Below are 18,493 nucleotides of genomic sequence, written 5' to 3' on the forward strand. Positions count from 1 at the left end.
GGTGCGTATCCTTTTACTCTTTGTCGATAAATTCGTTGACACTTGGTGGTTCTGGTGCAAGTCCTTTTCGCTTTCTAATATCAGCAACTGCTGGTCCTAACATTGATTTTGGCACTTCAGTCCATTCCTTAAACGAAGTATTCCATGTTGCACGTCCTGCCGTCTGACCTCTCATTTCTTCAGATAGTGTAAATGTCTCAGAAGCTGGAATTTCACCAGTGATGATACTGGAGGCACCTTTTTGGGACATGTCAAGTACTTTACCTCTCTTTCCAGAAAGAACTGTTGCTACGTTTCCAACTAAATCAGTTGGTACACGAACTTCAATAGCTAAAGTTGGCTCTAAAACTGCAGTTCCTGCAGTTAACAATGCACCCATACATGCTCTACGAGAAGCAGGACCTAATTGAGAGAGTCCTCTGTGTGCAGTGTCTTCGTGAGGAACAAAGTGAGTAAAGATAAACTTGCAATCCCTCATCTGCTCTTTACATAGAGGTCCCTCTTTCATCACTTCTTCAAATCCAGAATTAATTGAATCAGTAGATTCTTGTACAAATTGTACACCCTTTGTTCCATTAATCAAAACATTTCCTCGAGAATCAAATTTCATTACTCTCTTAATTGTATCAGTGTCCCATCCAGCTTTCTTCAATAGCTCTGCAACCACTTTCTTGTCTTTCATGTCACTGATTTCACCAGTTCTTAACATGTGTGCAATTTCAGGCTCTAGCGGTTCTACTTTCATGAAAATTTTATTGTGTCTATTTGGAGATTTTGCCATGATTGGTTCGCAACCAGCCTTTACAGTTTCTCTATAGTTAATCAAAGGTTCAGATGTAACAATTTCACATTTTGCATCTTGGATTCTATGTGTAGCAACATCAAGATGTAAAACTCCCATACCTGCAACAATCGTTTCGCCACTTTCCTCATCAATTTTTACAATAAGATTAGGATCTTCAATTGTTAGTTGCTTGAGAATTTCAACAAGTTTAGGTAAATCTTTAGGATGTTTAGGTTCTATTGCGATTTGAACAACAGGTTCTGAAACATAGTGTACTCCTTCAAACATTGGGATGTCTTTAACAGAAGACAAAGTATTTCCTGCTCTAGCTTCAGTAAGTCCAAGTAATGCAGGAATGTTTCCAGCTCCTAATTCTCCTACTTGCTCTCTTTGGTTGCCCATAAAGAAATTTACAGATTGTATACGTCCCTCTCTCTTTGCATCAATAATGTTAATTGTTTGGCCATCTTTGACTTTGCCTGAAAATAATCTACCAATCGCTACAGGTCCCGCTGCAGGATCTAAAACCATGTTTACAATCATCATAATGGTTGGGCCCTCATCGCTACATGCAAGCAATGCTTTTCCAACATCAGAATCTAAATCACCCTTCCAAATTTGTGGAATTCTATACTTTACTGCTTCATGGGGTGCTGGATGATGTTTTACTACCATTCCAAGTACAGCATCAGCTAGGGGTGCTTTTTCAACTAATTCAGCAACTTTTTCATTTTCATATGCATCAATTACATCTTTAAATGAAATTCCACGCTCTTTCATCAAATCAAGGTTAATTGCCCACCTATCCTTTGCAGAACCAAATGTCACACTAGCATCCTGAATGGATACTTTCCATTTTTCCTTGTATTCAGGTTCAGCGTATGTATCAATTAATTGGTTAAAGTTCGATACAACATCTGCTAATTGCTGTTGCATTTTTTCAGGAGTTAATCTTAGTTCTTTGATTAGTCTATCAACTTTATTGATAAACAAAACTGGTTTTACACGTTCTTCCAGAGCCATTCTAGTTACAGTTTCAGTTTGAGTCATTATACCTTCAACTGCATCACATACTACAACTGCCCCATCAATTGCTCTAAGACTTCGAATAACCCTTCCACTAAAGTCTACGTGTCCAGGAGTATCAATCATGTTAATGACATATTCTTTATCATTTTTTGTAAAGTGTAAAGTAACGTTAGCTTGATAAATTGTAATTCCTCTTGCTTGTTCTTCCTTGTCAAAATCCATTGCCAAAGCTTTGCCAGCAGCAGATGGTGCAATAATTCCAGAGTTTGCCAAAAGGCTGTCACTCATTGTAGTTTTACCATGGTCAACGTGAGCAATAACACCAAAGTTACGAATTTGGTCTTTGTTCTTGATAATTTTTAGAACTTCACCTGTTGACTTGAATTTTACCATATTCGCAGACCCTAGTATTCAGGTATTAAACCTTAGCCTTGCAAAAGATCAATAGATCATTTGGTTTGAAACATTCCGAATTTTTTCTTGTGTAACAAAATGGCATTCTTTCTTTTTTTGCTTTTTTGCCTCGTTTAGAGAAAGCATTTGGGAGAAAAATGTGCAATAAATCATTTGGGATGTCTTTTCAGAGGGAACATCAAAATGGATTAAATTTATGCCAATTTTTTGAAGGTTTTTTCCTAGTTGTTTATTGTGAGAGTTTTTTTCCTCAAAAATAATCACGGTGTCTCCTTTTTTCGAAGAGAATAATTCCATGTGTGAGAACTGCTCTATTCTACAGTAATGTGTATCATAGCCTAAAAGTTCATAGAATTTTGCAGCGCAATACATTGCCAATGGATAGGTATAGAGATTTCCCAAGATGAAGATTCTTTTTGAAATTTTTGCTTTTTGAGCATCAGATTTTGCTTGAAAAAATAATTTATCATTTTTTGGAATGATTATTTTTTTAACCAAAGAAATGCAGGTTAATGCACTTTCCAAAAATGATATGCTTCCAGCAGTGAACACATAATTATTAGGGGCTGAAAGCAGAATTGTTTCATCAGATGCTTTTGCCAGTTTACTCTTGATTTGAGATGTTATTGCAGTTGCTTTTTTTGCAGACTTTGCAACCTTAATGTTTGAAATAGTGTTTCCAGATATTGATACAAAATAGACATGTTTTGATTTTACAAGTTTCTTATTAGAGTACAAATCTAATGGATCCATTGCTTTTACAATCCCATTAGAAAAGGATTCGGCTAGCATTGAAGATGCAAGTGAATCACCACTACCGGCAAACAAAATATTTTTTTGAAGAGTTTGAGAGATAGTTTTTTGTTTCTTGAAAGATTTCAAAAAATCCAATTGAAATTCAATATCTTTCTCATATGCTTCAATTGAATTCATAAGTACATGTAAATTTCTACATATATTAGAAAAACGATTTAGTCTAGGTTTTGGTATTTATTACGATAATTTTGGAAAGAAATATGGAAATTTCTGTAGGCCACACTCCAGATTCGGATGATGCATTCATGTTTTATGGAATGTTCACGGGTAAAGTTCCTTCACCAGATTTTCAAGTAAACCATGTAATTGAAGATATTGAAAAACTAAATCGCAAAGCCACAGATCCACAACTTGATGTAACTGCAGTTTCAGTTCATGCATGTGCATATATCCCAGGTTATACTATCTTGAGAAGTGGTGGAAGTTTTGGAATTGGATATGGTCCAATTGTTACAGCGAGGGAACAAAAATCAATTGATGAATTAAAAAATTGTAAAATTGCCATTCCCGGAAAAATGACATCTGCATTTTTACTCCTACAATTAATGATTGGTAAATTTGACTATGTGGAGATGAATTTTAGCGATATACCAGAAGCTGTGAAATCAGGAAAGGTGGATGCAGGCTTAGTAATACATGAGACACAGTTGTCATATGAGCAAGAAGGGAATGTAAAAATTTTAGATGTTGGCGAATGGTGGGACAAAACAACAAATGGATTACCAGTTCCACTTGGAATCAATGTAATGAAAACAGACTTGGGTATGGAGACTATTGTAAAGTTTGACAAATACCTTCAATCATCAATAGAATTTGGCTTGGAGCATTTTAAGGATGCAATTGATTATGCAATGCAGTATTCTAGAGGAAAACCACAAGACTTGATTGAAAAATTTGTCAAAATGTATGTCAACCAAGTAACAGTCAACATGGGAGATCCAGGTGAAGAATCAATCAGAAAACTCTTTGAAATGGCCAAGGAGAAGAAGTTAGTTCCAGACTTTGAACTTAGTATAGCCACCAAGTAATTATAGAACAAAAAAATTTTGAAAACATGGGCGACGGAATTGGTGGAGCTGTGATTGGAATCCTAACTAACAACGTCTTTGAATTACTCGTTAGCCACACACGAAAAGACAATCAAGAAGAGTATGGTAAAGTTGAAAAAGTAATGATTGGGAAAGTAGATGATCCTGACCAACCTCAATACGGGGAAACAACAAAAGAGGATCTTGAACGTGCGTTGAAAGGAAAATTTGTATCTTGTAATGTGCAATACAGGGATTCAAAAACAGATGTATTGGTGTGTAATGTTTTTGTTCAAAGACCCCCTGAAGGCTTTTAGATATTTCCTATCCCACGCTAGTTAATTCAGAGAGAGATTTTCAAAGAATGCAAGTTATCTCTTTTTCAAGGATTTTAAAATATTGTATTTTAACATAATTCTGAATTACCATTCGTCATCAGGATTCTCTAATTGATTCCATTTGTTCTGAATTGCTTTGAAGATTTTTTTATTTTTTAATTCAAACATAACTCATTATTACAAAATTTGTATTTAACCTCGACTAAGGAATCATACGTGAAAAAATCTGGATTCTAAATTCCAATACTTTTCATGCCAAAACAAGGCTTATTTCCCTTGCTCCAACATTTACAAGAACAAGAAACAGCTTTTCCGGTTTCCAAGTCTTTAACAACTTTATGAAAAACCCCTTCTCTAATTTTTGATTCAATAGATATTGTTTCAAATCTACCAGTGTCTTGATCTGACTTTTCCATAATTATTAGAATTCATCCCTCATTAAAAATTCTAACCTAATCTTTAAGTTTCACATTCAAATTTAAAGAGCAATAGTTGAATATCTATGAATTTTATCACAAAAAAAGTCCTGGAATTTCAATACAAAAAGTTAGATGATTCTAAAAAGAGATTGAAGCAACATTTAGAAAAAAGAGATTCTTTGATAAAATCAAATTCAGATTCAAAGGAGATTGAAAAAATAGAAAAATATATTGGAATTTGGAATAAAAATATTCAAAAAATAGAAAAAGAAATCAAAAAGATAGAAGATAAGGAATCATAGATTATAAACTTCAAATGCTCAAGTTTACAAATATTATGAGTGTATGATGAAAGAAAAGAAAGTAATAAATGAAAAATTATGTATGAGTTGCAAATCAAAAGATGACTTACAAGCTAGCATCAATATTCTCACCGATCCAGCTTATCTTTGTAGTAAATGTATTTCAAATTACAGTAGGAAGAAAAAATAAGAAAATACCTAATATATGGTGAATCAGTAATTAGTGTTGCAAATGGTACTAGTCGATAAAAGAATTCTAGCAGGAGGCATTGCAATGATTATTGTAGGAATTATACTTGTAGTAAATATTAGTGCAACAATGCCTGCAGGTCAATCAGGAATGACTGAAGAGGAAGTAATAGATTTAATGATTGCTCAACAAGAAAATGAAGATTACAACACATTGGCTGGAATGCTGATTGGTATTGGGTTTTTGTTGGTTTTGATCAGTTTTGGAGCTAGAAGGAAAAGAGACACTGCTAAAAGAAAAGAAAAAAAGCCTGCTGAATAATTTGAGATAAATTTTATTTTCGATATAATTCAAATTTCTTTTTGCAGTTACCACAAAATCTTTGTTTGGTTTTCCTGCTTTCAGTTCCCAATGGGGAACCACACCTATCACATTTTTCTTTAATCATTTTCAGTTTTTAGTTCCCAGCAGGATTTACTCATCTTTTCAATAAAAGATGGCAGGAGTATAAGTAACTAATCATTTTAAAATTACTTACAAAAAGACCATAATAGAGTAAAACACATCAGGCCAAACAAAAAAAGAATAATTATTCCATAGATTTTACTAGTGTAATCTTGATTCATGCTGAAATTTCCATATATCCAATGGCTACAAAGACAACCAGTGCTAGTTTTTACATTGCAAAGGCAATTGAGTCAATTCAAAAAAAGGAAAATTTAAGATATCAAATCAATCCTATGGGGACAATTTTAGAATCAGATAGTATCGATGTAATCAATGATGCTACAAAAACCATGATGGAAGTAGTTCACAATCTCGGAGTTGAAAGAGTCGAAGTTGTAATCAAAATTGATTCAAGAAGAGACAAGCATGTAAAGATGGAAGAAAAACTAGATTCAATTAAAAAGCAGATGGGTTAGAAATGTTTTAAAATTCCAAAGTGTGTATTTCTCTGAGCTGGGGAGCGCCCAATTTCTTTTACCATAGTGGCTAATTCCTCAACAGATGATGCTGTAGGTTTTCCTGCTGCCCGATAAATTTCCTCAGAAAATGCAGTTCCAACCAAATCACTTCCGCCATTAGATAGTGCAACTTGTGCTAATTTCTTTCCATATGCAACCCAGTAAACAGAAATATTGTTTACAACATTTGCAAGCATCAATCTCGAAAGTGCAATTATTCTCAAATCATATAATGATGAACATTCATTGTTCACCAGATGCTCTTGCTCCAATTCAGTATTATCCAAGCTAAACTTTAAGGGAATTAATGTAAGAAATCCGTTTGTCTTTTTTTGCAATTCACGGATTTTTATTAGATGATCAACTATATGTTCAGGTTTTTCTATATGGCCATACAACATTGTGACATTACTCTGAATTCCCATATTATGGGCTTCCTCAATAACATCAAGCCACTGCTGACCTGTACATTTTCCTCTTACAATCTTATCGCGAATGTCCGGATGAAATAATTCAGCTCCGCCACCTGGCATCGAATCAAGTCCTGCAGTTTTTAGACGAGAAAGGATTTCTTTGGTAGAATTTTTTGTTAGTTTTGATAAAAAGTAAATTTCAGCTGCTGTAAGTGCTTTGATGTTTAGTTGAGGATGTTTTTGTTTGATTACTTTCATCATGTCCTCATAATATTCTAAAGGTAATGTCGGATGAAAACCTCCTACGATATGAACTTCAGTGGCACCCATCTGTTCAGCTATTCCTACTCTTTGTTCAATTTCTTGAGGTGTCAGAGTGTATGCGTCATCTGCACCATCTTTTCGATAAAAAGCACACATTTGACAACTTGCAGCACAAACATTTGTGTAATTCATGTAATAGGATGCTGCAAAAGTGACTGTATCTCCAACTAGTTTCTTTCTAGCATTATCTGCTACTGCTCCCAGTATGTGTTGATTTTCATAATTCATTAATTCAAGACCGTCTTTGTATGAGAGTTCTTCCCCTGCAATTGCACGATCTAAAGATTGTGAATCTCTAACTAGTTGCTCTAACATATTATAGCATGAGTTCATCATGATATATTCCTTATAGTCTCAAGAGATAAGTAATCCAAAATACAATCATAAGCATGGTATTGCCATTAGTAGATGAAAATAAACCAAAATGCTACTTGTGTCACGAAGGATTTGAAAATATTGAGAAATTGAGGGATCATCAAAAATTAGAACATAAAGAATCCCTTGAATCCCACGAAGACCTCAAAAGAGAACCTGCTCCCGGCGACGTTACTGTGTTTTAGACTTTTCTTTGATGGATTTTAGTAGATCTTGCGCAATCTGTTTTGAGATATGTGCCAAGTCAAAATGTTTGTCGATTGAGAGTGCTTTTTTGAAAAGTTTCAAGGCATCTGATAATTTGCCCATCTCACCTAACGATAATCCTTTGTAAGCAAGTGCCATGGCACATTTTTTATCAATCTTTAGTGCGGCATCATAGCACTCTATTGCATCTGAATATTTTTGATTAGTATGTAATGCTGCACCTTTGTTTAGTAGAGCATCAAGGGAATTGGGGGAAATTAGAAGAGCCTTGTCGTATGCTCTAATGGCTTGTTTAATCCTACCCATATTTTGTAGGGTAACACCCTTGTCTATCAGAGCGTTTATGTTTTCAGGGTCTTTTTTCAAAGCTAAATTATATAGATTGATGGCAGCATCATAATTTTCTTCATCTGCAAAATCAAATGCCTGCTGTAACATCTTATCTATTTCATCACTCATGATGTCTGATAATATTTTGTTTATAATATAGATTAAGTAAAAGTTAATAAAAATTCCTCAGACTTTATCAATTAACAAATTTTGTTTGTGATTTGAATGAAGGTTTTTCTTTCCGTATGTGATTGAACAACTAGGTTATGCCTACAAACCTTGTAACGGCAAGATTCGGTTAAAATTCATGAATATAAAGTAGATGAATTATTCAACTACACAATATTATGATGCATGCTTATCTCGGGGATCAATTTCAAGGGATTTGTTAAAACATTCCATTGATTCCTCATACCGCCCTAAGCTACGGAGTGCAACTCCCTTGTAATTCCAAAGATCAGGATCGTTTTGATTCAAAAGAAGGGCTTGCTCAAAGCAACCCAATGCGTCATAGAATTTTCCATCATTCAATAGGATTTTTCCTTTTTTTACAAGTTCCTGAATTTGGCTCACAAATTACATGAAACATTAATTCTATTAAATTTGAGACAATTTTTATCTATACTATATGAATAAAACTAAACAAATTTTCAAACATTGAATCAAAATTTAAATAAATTTTTCACCATAGTAAGTTATGAATCTAGACGATACAGATGAAAAGATTCTCAAAAATTTAATGATGGATGCGAGGCAATCAGCAAGACAGTTAGCACTCAAACTTGGAATGTCCACGGTTACTGTATTATCAAGAATAAAAAAATTGGAAAAAGAGAAGATCATCAAAGGGTATACTGCAATTATTGATCATGAAAAAATAGGGTATTCACTTACTGCAATAATAGAGATAGTTGCCAAAAATGACAAAATTGTTGGTATTGAAGAGGAAATATCAAAATTCGAAAATGTGTGCGGAGTATATGATATTACAGGTTCAACTGACACCATAGTAGTGGCAAAATTCAAGGAAAGAAATGAATTAAGCAAATTTGTAAAGGGACTTGCATCCATTACAAATGTGGAAAATACAATCACACATGTAGTTCTAAATACTGCAAAAGAAGATTTTAGATTGACTTAGTAAAATGAAGCGATTTAGTATTTTTCTTATTTCATTTGTTATTCTTGGAGCATCACAGATAGCTGATGCTCAATCAAACAATCTAGATATGGAACTTGAAGTGACAGATGAAGAGAAAATAATTCTTTTTTCAGGGTTTGCCATTGCAGTAATTGGAATCTTTCTTTTTTTAGCAAGAGACATCATACTTCGTAGAAAAACATCTTACGATAAAGAGGAACATGAGTCAAAAAGTGAAAAAACTTATGAAAAATATCATTCAGATTGGGGAGATGATTATGAAGAGTTGGGTACAAGAAAGAATACAAAAGAAGATAAAGAATTTCGAGATGCGGCATTAAATAATGAGCTCCCAAATTATTATGAAATTCTAGGAATTTCAAATGATGCAACAAAAGAAGAAATTAAACAAAAGTTCAGAGAGCTTGCAAAAAAAACACACCCAGACAAGACCAAAGAAGATTCAGAAGAAGAGATGATTAAATTAAACAAAGCATACGAAGTGCTCTCAGATAAAGACAGGAGAGAGAGGTATGATAAATATCTAAACGTAGGCTAGTTAGAATTTAGTTTTACAATTATCATACTAAGTTCAATCAAATTTGGAGTTTGAACACTGTTTGTTAGATTTGTAAATAATTCGATAGTCATAGGTTTTCCTTCACAATCTATCTGTGTAGTTATTTTTAATTCACCAAATTCCGTATTTGGTCCAAGCATCTTTTTTGTCAACAAGGGTACAATAGATAGATCTTTCACAGTACCTTTCATTTTGTAGGCAAATGTATCAGAAAAATATACTCCACCACGTGTAGTAGGTTCATTTACAGGAATAGGAGAATTGGTTATAGAGACATCAATTAGTGGAAATGAAAGATCATTTAATGTCAAAGTAAAGTTTAGCGAATTGTTCTCATTTTGAGACATTAGTGTTCCAAGTAAATCAGGATTTACAGACATTTAAAAACAATTAATTCATAATTCTATTGAGTGTTTCGTGGAATTTTGTACTCTATTGGAATGTAGAAATCTTCAGATAGAATTGCCAAATGATGAAAAATAGGGTATTATTTACCAACATAGATCATCTTTAAAAACAGGAATTGTTTTCTTTTGGTATTGCAGCAATTTGCAAATACGCATTCAATGAGAAATGAAATTCTCAATCTAATGGTGCAAAAAGGAATACAGGATGACTGTTATGTTGAGATGCTAGATTATACCATTGACCTCTTTGAAAGCCAGGGGCTTGGAACGGATTATTATGGATATCACAATATTAACCACGAATTAGAGGTAACCTATTTTTCGCTTTTAGCATCCATTCAAAATAAAGTGAAATTCTCAGATGATGATTTAAAATATCTATATGTTGCAGCATTGTTTCATGATTTTGATCCTCAAAAAAGTGTGGATAAACCTCACGAAGAAAGTGTTTTAAAATTCATTTCCATGGACAAAAAACTTCAGCAATTAATAGACACTGCAAAAATAGATTTAGAAATAATCAAGGTCTTAATTTTAAGAACAACATATCCCTGGAGTGGACAATTGAAAAAAAATGCAGAAGAGCAAATTACACAATGTTTTGAAAAGTCAGATTTGACAAGAAACAATCTCCCATATCAAGAACACATAATGGAAATGGGAAGGTATCTCTCAGTAGTGGATAGAATTAGTGGCTATGCATTAGGAGACTTTTCAAAAGCGATGGAAATGGCAAAGATGAATGCTCATGCGCTTGCTTGGAGACCATCATTAATAGTAAGAAGTTCAGTAGCATATTTTGAGGAATTACTGAATAAGGAAACAGAGATGGCAAAAGCAATTCTGAAGATCCTCCCAAAAGATATGAGAAAGAATTTTTTTGACACAGTACTTGCTTTTATGAAATTAAGACAACAAGAAATTACAATTCAAGCAGATTGCTCTTATGAAAATGTCAAATTGATTCCAACAATAGAATCAATGTCTACAAGAAACGATCCAAAATTTATCGAGACATTATATGGTATATTTTTACAGTTACCAAAACCACTTCAATTTCAAAAAGAAAATTTTGAAAAAACAATTAAAGATCCAGAAATTGTTCTCAACACTCTCAGATTAAATGACAAAAATGGAGAGATCATAGGTTTTTCAAAAGGAGGGCCACTTGAAAAATATCAATTACGTGAAGAGATTAGAGATGAGAATTATGGTTTAGGAAATACGATATTTTTAGAACCTCTTGCATTGAAGATGGGGTATTGGGGTCTTAAAGGAGGAAGCGAGATGAGGCACCTCTTCATAATGCAAGCACACTCTATGAAATACAAATTTCTATCAAGTTTTGCATTAAGAGATGTCATAAGAGCAAGGGTGGACAAAGAGCAAGCAGAATTTGTAACGTTATTTGATCCCGAAAGATGGGATTACTATAGAATCATAATTTAGATTCAATCTATGAAAAAATCAATAGTAAAATCATTAGAATCATCAATATCAGGAGATGTGTATTCTCAAAAAGAATTAAGGGATTTTTATTCTGTAGATTCTAGTTCATATCAAATTATTCCAAAGGTAATCGTAGTTCCAAAAGATGAAAAAGATATTATTAGAACAATTCAGATTGCAAGAGATTTTAATTCATCTGTTACTGTAAGGGGTGCAGGCACAGGACTTGTTGGAAGTGCTCTAAACAATGGAATCATACTAGACTTGAAAAAGTTTGATTCATTAAAAATTACAAAAAATTGTGTAATAGTAGGTCCAGGGGTTGTCAAAGGGAATCTAGATAAAAAATTAGAAGAGCATAACAAATTTTTTCCACCAAATCCATCTATTGGATCTTTTTGTTCAGTTGGAGGGATGATCGGAAATAATTCTAGTGGAAGTAGGAGTTTAAAATATGGAAGTGTGATTGATAATGTAGCAGAGATTACCTTCATTGATGGAAATGGAAACAAAATAACACTTCCAAAAAACATCAAAGTTTCAAAGAAAATCCTAGAACTCTCAAAAAAAATTGATGTTAAAAAATTTCCCAATGTATCAAAAAATTCATCAGGATTCAGAATTGATAAAATTAAATCAATCGGCGATTCTCATAAAATAATTGTTGGTTCTGAGGGAACATTAGGAATTGTTCTGTCAATTAAATTAAAAATTAAAGATAATCCAAAAAAACGAGTTCTGTTCATAATTGAATACAAATCAATAATAGACGCATCTATGAATTGTGTGATAATAAACGAAACTAAACCATCAGCTATTGAATTTGTAGATAAAACAACATTAAAACAAATTAATTATAAATTTTCTCCAAAAACCAAATGCCTACTTTTTGTAGAGTATGATGAAAATATCAAATCAAATGAAAAAAAACTGTCATCAATAGTTACAGGTAAAATTGTCAAGAGATTAAAAAAAGACTTTGAAATTAATACTTGGTGGAGGTATAGAGATTCATCATTACATTATAGTTTAAAATCCATAAAAAAGAAGGAGCGAATTCCACACATCATTGAAGATGCAGCAGTTCCCTTAGAGAATCTATCAGAAATTTTTAGAATTCTAGAAAAATTAAATAAAAAATACAAAACAAAATCAATTGCTTATGGACATGCTGGTAATGGAAATATTCACGTTAGGCTAATTTCAAATAATAAAGAAACAGCCATTATCAAAAAAATCGCACAAGAGTATTTTGATGAAATTATTCAACTGGGAGGAACAATTACTGCTGAGCACGGAGATGGGCTTGCACGCTCAGAATTTGTCAAAAAGCAATATGGAAATGAAAATTACAAGATATTCAAAGAAATCAAACTGTATTTTGACCCAAAAAGAATACTGAATCCAGGAAAAATAATTACAGAGAAAAGTACAATTATCAAGAATTTTGAAAAATTCTAGAATTTTACATTAATCGATCAAATTGATGTAGAAACGCTTTATTAACTTAAAATTGTGCAAAAACGCGTGATAATAAAAATATTGAGTGTGTTTATCATGGCATCTTTTATTGTCGGTTTCACTTGGGCATTTGCAATAAGTGAATTGGAAAGAGCAACTATGGAGATTCCAAGATTGGAAAATGCTTTTGGTCAACCCATCACAGATAATGTAAATGTAAATCAACAAATTCAGATCTCAGCAGACATTACAAATAATCAGCAAAAATCTCAAAATTTTGTCTATCTTGTTCAAATAATAAATGAGCAAGGATTTGTAGTGTCAGTAGGATGGATTAGTGGACAGTTAACACCAGATCAGAAACTCAATCCATCACTATCATGGACTCCAAAAGATTCAGGGGAATTTATTGCAGAAATTTTTGTTTGGGAGGGATTAGTCAATCATAGTGCATTGTCTAATTATTCAAAATTAAACATCAGTGTGAGTTAAAATTTTAACAGAAATATCTCGCCAAAGTTCTACGTATTTAAAAAATGCGAATAAATTATTCCTATTTTGGCAAAAAATATCCTGTTACGAAAAAAATAGTTTTGCAACTGAATAATTAAGATCTGAGGTTTGCCTCTTAGTAAAAAAAGTTCAACTAGTTCTTGCTAATATAACCTTGAGCCTAATGCAGATATGACAATAGGATATTGTGTAAAGTGCCGAGATAAACGAGATATCGATGGCGCCAAACCATACACCATGAAAAATGGAAAACCTGCAATAAAGGGTACATGCCCAACATGCAGTACAACCATTTTCAGAATCGGTAGAGGATAAATTTCTCAATAGAGAAATTCAATACTGCCATTCATCAGTAAGACCATTCCATAAGGAACGCATTGGGGATGGATCTTTTTCTATTTCTTCAGTAATTCTATTTTTTAATACAAAAAAGAAATTCTCCAAAGCATCAATTCCACCATCAGCATAAAGTTCATGGCCAATTTCGGTAATTCTTTTATGCTTTTCAGGAATTTCAGAAGAATCTGGATTTTGAAGACAAAAAGTCATCAAATCTATTAATTCCTCTTCAAGCATGAAATCCATAATTAAGAGAGATTTATCAGTTCAATTTACATTTTATGTGATATTTTATGACATCATAATAATGAAAGAAACAATTTTGAATAGCTCCAATACACATACCTTATGGAACCAGCAGACATAGTTGATGAGGTAAATGCCCTGCTAAAACTTGGCGTAGGAGATGCATACAGACTAGAACATATCAAACAGGCATATATTGAAAACAAAACTATCTGGGTAACTGATCAAAATTATTTGCAAAGAATGAAAGAGAAATATCTCAATAAACAAAAACCAGAAGACCAAGCAGAAAGTAAAGAAAAAGGTGAAGAGGAATTTGAAAACAAAGAAACTATTCATTGCTGGAAATGTGGGAAAAAAACACCACTAGGAGCAAACTTTTGTATGCTTTGCGGTTCCTCATTATTTGAAGTTGGGACAAATAATACCCAGCACGAAAAAACATCTGGTTCAATTAATCAATTAAGAATAGGATTGAAAATTCCAATGATCGTAGGCATTCCAGTATTAATTTTAGTTATTATTGGAGGGACATATGGTTTAGGTTATTTTGATAATGTAGTTGAAAAAGATAATTTAGCAGAGCCCAAAGTAATTCCTTCAAAGGTAGAGCAATCTAAAGAGACAAGTCATTCACCCACATCAAGTGATTCGAAATGTGGTCCAGGTACAATTTTTGATTCAGAATCAAACTCTTGTGTATTAGATGACGGAGTAGATTCTGAAAAAATTAATTCAAAATGTGGTCCAGGTACAATTTTTGATTCAGAATCAAACTCTTGTGTATTAGAGGGGTAGAAACCAAAAAGGGAAAAGATTTCAGATTATCAGTTTTTTAGTAATTCTTTATCAATAATTTTTTGAAGTGTTTCCATGGTGTAGGGTTTTGAAAGAATAGGAATGTGAAGACTGTTCAATTTTCCAAAAGTCTCAGAAGTTGTATCAGCAGTTACGGCAATAATTTTTGCGGAATTATCTATTTTTGTAATTCCGTCAATCGCAAAAAATCCATCATATTTTGGCATCCTCATATCCAGAAAAACAATGTCCGGTTTTAATTTTTGAAAAATTTCAGTTCCTTCTTTACCATTTTCTCCAACTCCAATCACTTCAAGACCACATATTTCAACCATTTGTGATAATAGAAATTGGTGACTTTTCATATCATCAATTATAATACAAGTATTCTTTACTTCATTTACCATCATATCAGCACATCTGATAATTATCAAGTTTAACTAAATTAAAGATTTGGTCTGCTCAATTTGAGCAGAGTTTTTTAGATTTTTTCTATATGCTGTTTGTTTGTGAAACATTACAAACAATTTGTTTTATGAATTATATCACTATACAAAATATGAGAAAAGTCTATTTCTTCGAATCAAATCCAGAGCCTCAAGTCTGGGAAAAAACAATTGAAAATGTAGAAGGAATGATTACATACGAAACACCTTGGAAAATTAGCAAGTGATTTAATGATCACATAATAGTCTAAGGTAAATCTATTTTTTGAGACGTAAAACAAATTGGTGTGAAATTTTAATTTGTAAAAAATAGACTAGTTAACATTCGTTTAATTATTGTCATATCAAATGGTTTGTAGATTACTGCTGTAACCTTTAGAGTGTTCATTAGATATGATTCACCTGCCAGTAAATCACCGGTGACGACTACAATTTTTGCATCAGGATAATTTTTTAAAATATTTTTGATTCCATAAAATCCATCAAATTCAGGCATGATCAAATTAATAAAAATCAAATCAGGGCGATGTTTTTCATACATATCAACTGCATCCTGACCATTACTACCAGTAATCAAGACATCAAGACCTATCATATCTAACAACTCACAGAAACTGCTTACTGTTTCAGGATCGTCATCTACTACTATACAACTAACCATTTTGTATATTCATAACATCACACTATATAAGATAATGTCTTAATAAAATGAGATATTATTCTCCAACGAATTCTCCCCACTGTCTTCCAAGTTTTGAAATTACTCGGAAAGCCAATCGGTCAATATTGACATTGGATTCTGCAACTAGCATTATTACATTATCATAAATTGGAAAACTCATTATTACAACATGTTCTCTTCTGGATGCAGAATATTTCACATGTCCCAATTCCTCATCAAATTTTTTTCTTTTTGATACTCTAGAAGCAAGTTCTTTTGAAACAGATTCCAATTGTGCTTCGCTGAGTCTTATAGTCATTCCAGGTTTATGACCTCCTGCCAACAATGTTCCAAATTCATCTAGAAGACCAGCATATCGAATTTCATCATCATCTAATATGTCCTGACATTTTTGTTCATACTCAGAAATATCTAATTTTTTTTCAGACACAATACCGAGAATTCGAGTATTAACCATATTTTTTTAAACCGTTTTTAGTCTTTGACATTATTAGTCAAATTATCTAAATCAGAATTTGGTTCTTCTCTTATTTTGCTTGCAATTAGCACAGTGAATACCATAAACGAAATAGTGCAGAAACATATATCAGATCTAGTTTGTTCAAACTGCACTTACAAAATAAATTTATTTTTAAAAAAACTTTGAAATCTAACAATCATTTAAGAAATAAAATTATTTTAAACGACGATATATTTCTTTGAATTCAAGTGACAGATTGTATGATATGTTTAACAGATGTGTGAGTTGATTCATGGATGTTTTATCATGACCCAACTGTCTTAGTATAGTCAGAGCTTTTTGTGGAGAACTCACAGTTAAAGGGCTTTGCCCAGACCACGATTTAAAAGCACTTTCCACATCCAAAGAAAAATTCAATACAAATTCTTTCCAATTAAGCATGGATTTCAGCGCCTTTTCACTCAGCAATACATGAGACAGTTCACGGAATTCATTTTTTCTATCAACATACAGCATTTCAAGTGCTGCCTCTATCTTTTTTTCTTCAAATTGTGAAGTGTTTAACATGTACATTCCAGAAATACTCATAATTCATTATTGTCATCATAAGAGATAAATCCAATAGTTGATTCTCTGAAAATTTGTTAAAAAAAATCACTAAATTTTAACAAATGTAAATAATTTAAAAAATAAAAAAGGGATCTTATTGGAATGGGTCGATAAATGGACAGTTAACAATGTGGTCACTATCCATTGGACGTGCAATACCAATGTTGATCAATCCAAATTCTTTGTAGGCGTTTATATCATCAATAGTTTCCAGTATTTGTGCATTTTTATCATCCTCCCAACCAATCATAAAGATTCGCCACATTGGAGAATAATTTGCATCACCAGGGGCACCAGCTGCAATTCCAGGTTGGAATCCCAATGGGCCAGTACCAGTTAAACCATTTTTAAATTGATACAAGTCTACTGCTGCTGAATTTGCAATCAAGCTTGCAGATGTTGGTGTACTTACAACACCCATCATTTTAGCTGGGCCGCTAGGAGTAGCATCAGTTACAATGTAATAGATTGTTCTACCATCAGGGCCCCATCCACGATGAGATATGAAAGTCACAGTCATATCTTCTGTATCGATATCAAGAACTTGGCCACCCCCATAGGGAGTTTCATCAGTCAAAGTTTTATCCTCTTTAACCATCATTTGACCTTCCGGCCAAACAATTTGTGGCATATTCAAAACCACATTAAGCGGAGTTAATGTGATTTCATCGTTATCAGCTGCTTTCATAATCATTGCATCTGAATCAAGTACTCTCGGAGTTGCACCATCATTCCATGTAACATGGACATGTGAAGTTAGAGCACTGTACACATCTGTTTGTGCAGGGGTACTAGTGAAAACTTCACTTTGAAAACCATGCACACCCTTACCTTCTATTCCGTTTGTAAACATGTAGGTTTTTGAAAGAGCTTCTTCAGGAGTGTTTTTCAATAGTGGAGCAAGTTCGACTTTCCAACCTTGATTTTTTGTAATGATTTCTGCATGAGTTGGATCACTTGAATCAGTGATGATAAAGTAAACATTTTCACCGTTATAATATCCATGATGCAGAGGTATTGTTGCTGGAACGTTAGTTCTAGATAATCTAAGTACAGAACCCATGTCAGCTTCAGTTTCTTCCATGGTTTCTTTTTCCATGTGTTTTTCTTCCATGGTTTCTTTTTCCATGTGTTTTTCTTCCATGGTTTCTTTTTCCATGTGTTTTTCTTCAACTGGAGCTACAGGAGTGGTTTTACTACCTTGATCAGATTCCCAAGCAGATCTTCCGCCTGGATAGTTAGAACATAGGTCTAATCCACAAATACCGGTACTAGAACCATATTGAGAGGTTGCAGTTCCTTTGCTTTTTAGGGCATCGGCATTTGTAAAATAGTCAGTTCCCAAACCTGTTGTAAACAAGGGTAAAATTGCAAGCAATGCAATGTATCTTAGACTCTTGTTCATGAGTAGAAAACAAGGTATTTTCC

General features: G+C 33.0%; 26 protein-coding genes. 13 read left to right on the forward strand and 13 right to left on the reverse strand.

From position 1 onward, the window contains the following. Positions 1 to 13: 13 nt before the first annotated feature. Positions 14 to 2,206, reverse strand: coding sequence for an elongation factor EF-2 (locus tag C6990_RS04395; protein WP_182128749.1), 2,193 nt, complete (start codon positions 2,204 to 2,206; stop codon positions 14 to 16). Positions 2,207 to 2,254: 48 nt separating this feature from the next. Further along, on the reverse strand, positions 2,255 to 3,160 hold the full coding sequence (locus C6990_RS04400) for a sugar isomerase (protein ID WP_182128751.1): 906 nt from the start codon (positions 3,158 to 3,160) through the stop codon (positions 2,255 to 2,257). A gap of 83 nt (positions 3,161 to 3,243) precedes the next feature. Between C6990_RS04400 and C6990_RS04405 the strand changes: the two genes are divergently transcribed. Together C6990_RS04405 and C6990_RS04410 are read left to right on the forward strand one after the other, a co-directional pair. Next, a complete protein-coding gene (locus tag C6990_RS04405) occupies positions 3,244 to 4,071 on the forward strand; it encodes an MqnA/MqnD/SBP family protein (protein WP_182128753.1) in 828 nt (275 codons plus the stop codon). A 26-nt stretch (positions 4,072 to 4,097) separates the two neighbouring features. Continuing rightward, positions 4,098 to 4,388, forward strand: a complete 291-nt coding sequence (locus C6990_RS04410; protein ID WP_182128755.1) for a hypothetical protein — start codon at positions 4,098 to 4,100, stop codon at positions 4,386 to 4,388. Positions 4,389 to 4,642: 254 nt separating this feature from the next. Here the strand turns inward: C6990_RS04410 and C6990_RS04415 are convergent, their stop codons facing one another. Next, the gene (locus C6990_RS04415; RefSeq protein ID WP_182128757.1) at positions 4,643 to 4,825 is read right to left on the reverse strand and encodes a hypothetical protein; all 183 of its coding nucleotides are present in this window, start codon (positions 4,823 to 4,825) and stop codon (positions 4,643 to 4,645) included. Between the two features lie 86 nt (positions 4,826 to 4,911). On the opposite strand from C6990_RS04415, the gene C6990_RS04420 reads away from it, so the two are divergent. The 3 genes from C6990_RS04420 (at position 4,912) to C6990_RS04430 (ending at position 6,243) form a co-directional block, all read left to right on the forward strand. After that, positions 4,912 to 5,130 carry a hypothetical protein gene (locus tag C6990_RS04420; RefSeq protein WP_182128759.1) on the forward strand — a complete coding sequence of 73 codons (219 nt, stop codon included), beginning with the start codon at positions 4,912 to 4,914 and terminating at the stop codon, positions 5,128 to 5,130. 232 nt (positions 5,131 to 5,362) lie between these two features. After that, positions 5,363 to 5,641 carry a hypothetical protein gene (locus tag C6990_RS04425; RefSeq protein WP_182129096.1) on the forward strand — a complete coding sequence of 93 codons (279 nt, stop codon included), beginning with the start codon at positions 5,363 to 5,365 and terminating at the stop codon, positions 5,639 to 5,641. Between the two features lie 296 nt (positions 5,642 to 5,937). Continuing rightward, a complete protein-coding gene (locus tag C6990_RS04430; RefSeq protein ID WP_182128761.1) occupies positions 5,938 to 6,243 on the forward strand; it encodes an MTH1187 family thiamine-binding protein in 306 nt (101 codons plus the stop codon). Here C6990_RS04430 and C6990_RS04435 read toward each other — a convergent pair. Beyond that, positions 6,240 to 7,337: a radical SAM protein gene (locus C6990_RS04435; RefSeq protein WP_182128763.1), complete on the reverse strand. Its 1,098-nt coding sequence runs from the start codon at positions 7,335 to 7,337 to the stop codon at positions 6,240 to 6,242. The genes C6990_RS04430 and C6990_RS04435 overlap by 4 nt on opposite strands. Before the next feature lie 74 nt (positions 7,338 to 7,411). Here C6990_RS04435 and C6990_RS04440 point away from each other — a divergent pair, with 74 nt between their 5' ends. Next, positions 7,412 to 7,582, forward strand: coding sequence for a hypothetical protein (locus C6990_RS04440; RefSeq protein ID WP_182128765.1), 171 nt, complete (start codon positions 7,412 to 7,414; stop codon positions 7,580 to 7,582). Here the strand turns inward: C6990_RS04440 and C6990_RS04445 are convergent. Together C6990_RS04445 and C6990_RS04450 are read right to left on the reverse strand one after the other, a co-directional pair. Beyond that, the gene (locus C6990_RS04445; RefSeq protein WP_182128767.1) at positions 7,569 to 8,063 is read right to left on the reverse strand and encodes a tetratricopeptide repeat protein; all 495 of its coding nucleotides are present in this window, start codon (positions 8,061 to 8,063) and stop codon (positions 7,569 to 7,571) included. The genes C6990_RS04440 and C6990_RS04445 overlap by 14 nt on opposite strands. A 216-nt stretch (positions 8,064 to 8,279) precedes the next feature. Next, positions 8,280 to 8,507: a tetratricopeptide repeat protein gene (locus C6990_RS04450; protein WP_182128769.1), complete on the reverse strand. Its 228-nt coding sequence runs from the start codon at positions 8,505 to 8,507 to the stop codon at positions 8,280 to 8,282. Between the two features lie 124 nt (positions 8,508 to 8,631). On the opposite strand from C6990_RS04450, the gene C6990_RS04455 reads away from it, so the two are divergent. Both C6990_RS04455 and C6990_RS04460 read left to right on the forward strand, forming a co-directional pair. Beyond that, positions 8,632 to 9,075 (forward strand): Lrp/AsnC family transcriptional regulator, encoded by a 444-nt coding sequence (locus C6990_RS04455; protein ID WP_182128771.1) that lies wholly within the window; start codon positions 8,632 to 8,634, stop codon positions 9,073 to 9,075. A 4-nt stretch (positions 9,076 to 9,079) separates the two neighbouring features. Then, on the forward strand, positions 9,080 to 9,634 hold the full coding sequence (locus tag C6990_RS04460) for a DnaJ domain-containing protein (protein ID WP_182128773.1): 555 nt from the start codon (positions 9,080 to 9,082) through the stop codon (positions 9,632 to 9,634). On the opposite strand, the gene C6990_RS04465 is transcribed toward C6990_RS04460, so the two are convergent. Further along, complete coding sequence (locus C6990_RS04465; RefSeq protein ID WP_182128775.1) at positions 9,631 to 10,035, reverse strand: hypothetical protein; 405 nt, start codon at positions 10,033 to 10,035, stop codon at positions 9,631 to 9,633. The genes C6990_RS04460 and C6990_RS04465 overlap by 4 nt on opposite strands. 159 nt (positions 10,036 to 10,194) lie before the next feature. Between C6990_RS04465 and C6990_RS04470 the strand changes: the two genes are divergently transcribed. The 4 genes from C6990_RS04470 (at position 10,195) to C6990_RS04485 (ending at position 13,800) form a co-directional block, all read left to right on the forward strand. Continuing rightward, positions 10,195 to 11,511: an HD domain-containing protein gene (locus tag C6990_RS04470; RefSeq protein ID WP_255465197.1), complete on the forward strand. Its 1,317-nt coding sequence runs from the start codon at positions 10,195 to 10,197 to the stop codon at positions 11,509 to 11,511. 9 nt (positions 11,512 to 11,520) lie between these two features. After that, entirely contained in the window at positions 11,521 to 12,972 is a 1,452-nt protein-coding gene (locus C6990_RS04475) for an FAD-binding oxidoreductase (RefSeq protein WP_182128777.1), read from the forward strand. 66 nt (positions 12,973 to 13,038) lie between these two features. Further along, entirely contained in the window at positions 13,039 to 13,464 is a 426-nt protein-coding gene (locus C6990_RS04480; protein ID WP_255465198.1) for a hypothetical protein, read from the forward strand. Positions 13,465 to 13,656: 192 nt separating this feature from the next. Further along, a complete protein-coding gene (locus C6990_RS04485; RefSeq protein WP_179372675.1) occupies positions 13,657 to 13,800 on the forward strand; it encodes a DUF5679 domain-containing protein in 144 nt (47 codons plus the stop codon). Positions 13,801 to 13,818: 18 nt separating this feature from the next. Here C6990_RS04485 and C6990_RS04490 read toward each other — a convergent pair whose 3' ends face one another. Further along, on the reverse strand, positions 13,819 to 14,070 hold the full coding sequence (locus C6990_RS04490) for a hypothetical protein (RefSeq protein ID WP_182128779.1): 252 nt from the start codon (positions 14,068 to 14,070) through the stop codon (positions 13,819 to 13,821). Between the two features lie 102 nt (positions 14,071 to 14,172). On the opposite strand from C6990_RS04490, the gene C6990_RS04495 reads away from it, so the two are divergent. Then, the gene (locus C6990_RS04495) at positions 14,173 to 14,868 is read left to right on the forward strand and encodes a zinc-ribbon domain-containing protein (RefSeq protein ID WP_182128781.1); all 696 of its coding nucleotides are present in this window, start codon (positions 14,173 to 14,175) and stop codon (positions 14,866 to 14,868) included. Between the two features lie 29 nt (positions 14,869 to 14,897). On the opposite strand, the gene C6990_RS04500 is transcribed toward C6990_RS04495, so the two are convergent. The 5 genes from C6990_RS04500 to C6990_RS04520 all read right to left on the reverse strand — a co-directional run bounded on the left by C6990_RS04500 (position 14,898) and on the right by C6990_RS04520 (position 18,470). Further along, entirely contained in the window at positions 14,898 to 15,278 is a 381-nt protein-coding gene (locus C6990_RS04500) for a response regulator (protein ID WP_182128783.1), read from the reverse strand. A gap of 331 nt (positions 15,279 to 15,609) precedes the next feature. Then, positions 15,610 to 15,975 carry a response regulator gene (locus C6990_RS04505; RefSeq protein ID WP_182128785.1) on the reverse strand — a complete coding sequence of 122 codons (366 nt, stop codon included), beginning with the start codon at positions 15,973 to 15,975 and terminating at the stop codon, positions 15,610 to 15,612. A gap of 55 nt (positions 15,976 to 16,030) precedes the next feature. Further along, on the reverse strand, positions 16,031 to 16,426 hold the full coding sequence (locus C6990_RS04510; RefSeq protein WP_255465201.1) for a DUF6659 family protein: 396 nt from the start codon (positions 16,424 to 16,426) through the stop codon (positions 16,031 to 16,033). 243 nt (positions 16,427 to 16,669) lie between these two features. Then, entirely contained in the window at positions 16,670 to 17,044 is a 375-nt protein-coding gene (locus tag C6990_RS04515) for a hypothetical protein (RefSeq protein WP_182128789.1), read from the reverse strand. A 115-nt stretch (positions 17,045 to 17,159) separates the two neighbouring features. Then, positions 17,160 to 18,470, reverse strand: coding sequence for a DUF7482 domain-containing protein (locus tag C6990_RS04520; protein ID WP_182128791.1), 1,311 nt, complete (start codon positions 18,468 to 18,470; stop codon positions 17,160 to 17,162). Positions 18,471 to 18,493: the final 23 nt, after the last annotated feature.

Source organism: Nitrosopumilus sp. b3 (genome assembly GCF_014078525.1).
Lineage (GTDB): Archaea > Thermoproteota > Nitrososphaeria > Nitrososphaerales > Nitrosopumilaceae > Nitrosopumilus.

What these genes read in the sequence shown, in the direction of transcription:
- C6990_RS04395 (WP_182128749.1), bottom strand. Translation starts at nt 2,206, where the DNA reads ATGGTAAAATTCAAGTCAACAGGTGAAGTTCTAAAAATTATCAAGAAC.
- C6990_RS04400 (WP_182128751.1), bottom strand. Translation starts at nt 3,160, where the DNA reads ATGAATTCAATTGAAGCATATGAGAAAGATATTGAATTTCAATTGGAT.
- C6990_RS04405 (WP_182128753.1), top strand. Translation starts at nt 3,244, where the DNA reads ATGGAAATTTCTGTAGGCCACACTCCAGATTCGGATGATGCATTCATG.
- C6990_RS04410 (WP_182128755.1), top strand. Translation starts at nt 4,098, where the DNA reads ATGGGCGACGGAATTGGTGGAGCTGTGATTGGAATCCTAACTAACAAC.
- C6990_RS04415 (WP_182128757.1), bottom strand. Translation starts at nt 4,825, where the DNA reads ATGGAAAAGTCAGATCAAGACACTGGTAGATTTGAAACAATATCTATT.
- C6990_RS04420 (WP_182128759.1), top strand. Translation starts at nt 4,912, where the DNA reads ATGAATTTTATCACAAAAAAAGTCCTGGAATTTCAATACAAAAAGTTA.
- C6990_RS04425 (WP_182129096.1), top strand. Translation starts at nt 5,363, where the DNA reads ATGGTACTAGTCGATAAAAGAATTCTAGCAGGAGGCATTGCAATGATT.
- C6990_RS04435 (WP_182128763.1), bottom strand. Translation starts at nt 7,337, where the DNA reads ATGTTAGAGCAACTAGTTAGAGATTCACAATCTTTAGATCGTGCAATT.
- C6990_RS04440 (WP_182128765.1), top strand. Translation starts at nt 7,412, where the DNA reads ATGGTATTGCCATTAGTAGATGAAAATAAACCAAAATGCTACTTGTGT.
- C6990_RS04445 (WP_182128767.1), bottom strand. Translation starts at nt 8,063, where the DNA reads ATGAGTGATGAAATAGATAAGATGTTACAGCAGGCATTTGATTTTGCA.
- C6990_RS04455 (WP_182128771.1), top strand. Translation starts at nt 8,632, where the DNA reads ATGAATCTAGACGATACAGATGAAAAGATTCTCAAAAATTTAATGATG.
- C6990_RS04460 (WP_182128773.1), top strand. Translation starts at nt 9,080, where the DNA reads ATGAAGCGATTTAGTATTTTTCTTATTTCATTTGTTATTCTTGGAGCA.
- C6990_RS04465 (WP_182128775.1), bottom strand. Translation starts at nt 10,035, where the DNA reads ATGTCTGTAAATCCTGATTTACTTGGAACACTAATGTCTCAAAATGAG.
- C6990_RS04475 (WP_182128777.1), top strand. Translation starts at nt 11,521, where the DNA reads ATGAAAAAATCAATAGTAAAATCATTAGAATCATCAATATCAGGAGAT.
- C6990_RS04485 (WP_179372675.1), top strand. Translation starts at nt 13,657, where the DNA reads ATGACAATAGGATATTGTGTAAAGTGCCGAGATAAACGAGATATCGAT.
- C6990_RS04490 (WP_182128779.1), bottom strand. Translation starts at nt 14,070, where the DNA reads ATGGATTTCATGCTTGAAGAGGAATTAATAGATTTGATGACTTTTTGT.
- C6990_RS04495 (WP_182128781.1), top strand. Translation starts at nt 14,173, where the DNA reads ATGGAACCAGCAGACATAGTTGATGAGGTAAATGCCCTGCTAAAACTT.
- C6990_RS04500 (WP_182128783.1), bottom strand. Translation starts at nt 15,278, where the DNA reads ATGATGGTAAATGAAGTAAAGAATACTTGTATTATAATTGATGATATG.
- C6990_RS04505 (WP_182128785.1), bottom strand. Translation starts at nt 15,975, where the DNA reads ATGGTTAGTTGTATAGTAGTAGATGACGATCCTGAAACAGTAAGCAGT.
- C6990_RS04515 (WP_182128789.1), bottom strand. Translation starts at nt 17,044, where the DNA reads ATGAGTATTTCTGGAATGTACATGTTAAACACTTCACAATTTGAAGAA.
- C6990_RS04520 (WP_182128791.1), bottom strand. Translation starts at nt 18,470, where the DNA reads ATGAACAAGAGTCTAAGATACATTGCATTGCTTGCAATTTTACCCTTG.